Annotated in this window: 3 protein-coding genes and 2 tRNA genes; 4 read left to right on the top strand and 1 reads right to left on the bottom strand. The window is 51.7% G+C overall.

What is annotated here, in order from left to right:
• The first annotated feature begins 227 nt into the window (after positions 1–227).
• Both ACLJQD_RS16560 and ACLJQD_RS16565 read left to right on the top strand, forming a co-directional pair.
• Positions 228–590, top strand: coding sequence for a MerR family transcriptional regulator (locus ACLJQD_RS16560; protein ID WP_000472034.1), 363 nt, complete (start codon positions 228–230; stop codon positions 588–590).
• A gap of 1 nt (position 591) precedes the next feature.
• Positions 592–984, top strand: coding sequence for a MerR family transcriptional regulator (locus ACLJQD_RS16565; RefSeq protein WP_000826514.1), 393 nt, complete (start codon positions 592–594; stop codon positions 982–984).
• A 53-nt stretch (positions 985–1,037) separates the two neighbouring features.
• Here the strand turns inward: ACLJQD_RS16565 and gltX are convergent, their stop codons facing one another.
• Positions 1,038–2,453, bottom strand: coding sequence for a glutamate--tRNA ligase (gene gltX, locus ACLJQD_RS16570; protein WP_000695623.1), 1,416 nt, complete (start codon positions 2,451–2,453; stop codon positions 1,038–1,040).
• Positions 2,454–2,711: 258 nt separating this feature from the next.
• Here gltX and ACLJQD_RS16575 point away from each other — a divergent pair.
• Both ACLJQD_RS16575 and ACLJQD_RS16580 read left to right on the top strand, forming a co-directional pair.
• Positions 2,712–2,787 (top strand) — tRNA-Val (locus tag ACLJQD_RS16575).
• A 45-nt stretch (positions 2,788–2,832) separates the two neighbouring features.
• Positions 2,833–2,908 (top strand) — tRNA-Val (locus ACLJQD_RS16580).
• Positions 2,909–2,910: the final 2 nt, after the last annotated feature.

The following is a 2,910-nucleotide window of genomic DNA, read 5'->3' on the forward strand; positions in this document are numbered from 1 at the left end:
AGCCCCACTACGTAAAGCTTGTCGAGTTGACGGGCGGCATCATATGAATTCCCTCGGCATGTGTCAACGGCAAAATGAACTTGCCGAATTCAATCGCTGAAAAAGCATTCAAATAAAGGACATTGCGGCACAACTCGCATTCAGTAGTTAAACACGTCACGGTTTCGACTAAAATGGTGCTATAAAATGAACCACTAATTAACCCCACGACTATTCAGGGAATCGTTATGTTCAAGGAACGGATGACGCCAGAAGAACTCGCTAATCTCACCGGTTACAGCCGACAAACCATCAATAAATGGGTACGGAAAGAAGGCTGGGCAACATCGCCCAAACCTGGCGTCCAGGGCGGTAAAGCCCGTCTGGTTCATGTAAACGAACAGGTTCGTGAATATATCCGCAGCGCTGAACGTTCAGTTGACCATCACGCAGACACATTCACGCCTGCCAGCAACGCATCGCTTGAAGCGCTGCTCATGACGCTCGCCAAAGAGATGACCTCATCCGAGCAGAAACAGTTTACCTCTCTCCTCGTGCGTGAAGGGATTACCGGTTTGTTACAACGCTTAGGGATACGCGATAGCAAATAATATGAAAAGATTACGCAGTAAAATGACCACTGAAGAGCTGGCTGAATGCCTCGGCGTGGCCAGGCAAACCGTCAATCGCTGGATCAGAGAACAACACTGGAAAACCGAAAAATTTCCCGGCGTCAAAGGCGGACGCGCAAGACTCATCCATATTGATGCCAGCGTGCGGGAATTTATTCTCAATATTCCGGCTTTTCGCAAACTGCCTGCGTTTTATCAGGCGGAAGAGGCTTTCGCAGAATATGCGAACGCGGCGCACAGTCATGCTTATCGACAAATTATTGATGCCGTTGAAAATATGTCTGCTCAGGAACAGGAAAAACTGGCGCTGTTTTTATCGCGGGAAGGTATTCGCGGATTTCTGACGCGTTTAGGTATCAATGAGGCGGACTAACAAAGAATAAACGGCAGGCGTCTGCCCTGCCGTTTATTCTGTTTCAGCTGGCGTTACTGCTGGCTTTCACGCTCGGCGATAAAGCCCAGCGCTTTGTTGATGCGCTCAATGCTGCGGGTTTTACCAATCGCATGTACGGTGACATCCAGCGCAGGCGACTGCCCGGCACCGGTCACAGCCACACGCAGCGGCATCCCTACTTTACCCATCCCCACTTCCAGCTCATCTGCCGTGGCCTGAATCGCGTGGTGGACGTTTTCTGCTGACCAGTCCGTAATCGCCGACAGCTTGTCGCGCACCACTTCCAGCGGCTGACGCGCCACCGGGCGGAGGTGTTTTTTCGCCGCATCGGCGTCAAACTCGCTGAAGTCTTCATAGAAGTAGCGGCAGCTCTGCGCCATCTCTTTCAGAGTTTTGCAGCGTTCGCCCAGCAGTTTCACCAGTTCAGCAAGCTGCGGGCCGTTACGGGTGTCGATATTTTCCTGCTCGATATGCCACTGCAAATGCGTCGCCACATATTCCGGCGCCAGCGTATTGATATAGTGGTGGTTCAGCCACAGCAGTTTATCGGTGTTGAACGCGCTCGCAGACTTGCTCACCGCACCGAGGGAGAACAGCTTGATCATCTCTTCGCGGGTGAAGATTTCCTGATCGCCGCTGGACCAGCCCAGACGCACCAGATAGTTCAGCAGCGCTTCCGGCAGATAACCGTCATCGCGATACTGCATCACGCTCACCGCACCGTGACGTTTAGACAGCTTTTTACCGTCGTCGCCGTTAATCATCGACACATGTGCGTACATCGGCACCGGCGCGTTTAACGCTTTCAGAATGTTAATCTGGCGCGGAGTATTGTTGATATGGTCTTCGCCACGAATCACATGGGTAATTTCCATATCCCAGTCGTCCACCACCACACAGAAGTTGTAGGTCGGCGAACCGTCGGTACGACGAATGATCAGATCGTCCAGTTCCTGATTGCTGAATTCGATCGGCCCACGGATCTGATCATCAAAAATAACGGAACCGTCCTGCGGGTTAGCAAAGCGCACCACGCATGGCTCATCGTCGGCATGATGTTCGTGACTGTGACGGCAACGCCCGTCATAACGCGGCTTCTCGCCTTTCGCCATCTGATCTTCACGCAGTTGCTCCAGACGCTCTTTAGAGCAGTAGCATTTATAGGCTGTTCCCGCCTCCAGCATCTCGTCAATCACCGCGTTATAGCGATCAAAACGTTTGGTCTGGAAATATGGGCCTTCGTCCCATTCCAGGTTCAGCCAGTTCATACCATCCATGATGGCTTCAATGGCTTCCGGCGTGGAACGCTCAAGATCGGTGTCTTCAATACGCAGCACGAACTCACCGCCGTGGTGACGTGCGAAAAGCCAGGAATAAAGAGCAGTACGCGCGCCGCCGACGTGCAGATAACCTGTCGGGCTAGGCGCGAAGCGAGTTTTGATTTTCATGAAATGGCCTTACGTTTATAAAGATGCCGACAACCGGCAAATCCTGGAAAGATGAATAGCCTTGTATTCTATCACTGTGGCTTGATTCCTCAATGTTGATCCGGTCAGAACGCTACGCTTTGCTATTTCCGTATAGAAATCATGCAGCGCGGAGTAATTCACGATCGTTTTGTTTAATTTTACGACGAACAAACAAAAACTTTAGAAAATGCGTTGACTCATTTTCAACTCTCCCTATAATGCGACTCCACACAGCGGGGGTGATTAGCTCAGCTGGGAGAGCACCTCCCTTACAAGGAGGGGGTCGGCGGTTCGATCCCGTCATCACCCACCAACTACTTTATGTAGTCTCCGCCGTGTAGATAAGAAATTGAGAAGTGGGTGATTAGCTCAGCTGGGAGAGCACCTCCCTTACAAGGAGGGGGTCGGCGGTTCGATCCCGTCATCACCCACCACT

Source organism: Salmonella sp. SAL04214 (genome assembly GCF_046550615.1).
Taxonomy (GTDB): domain Bacteria; phylum Pseudomonadota; class Gammaproteobacteria; order Enterobacterales; family Enterobacteriaceae; genus Salmonella; species Salmonella enterica.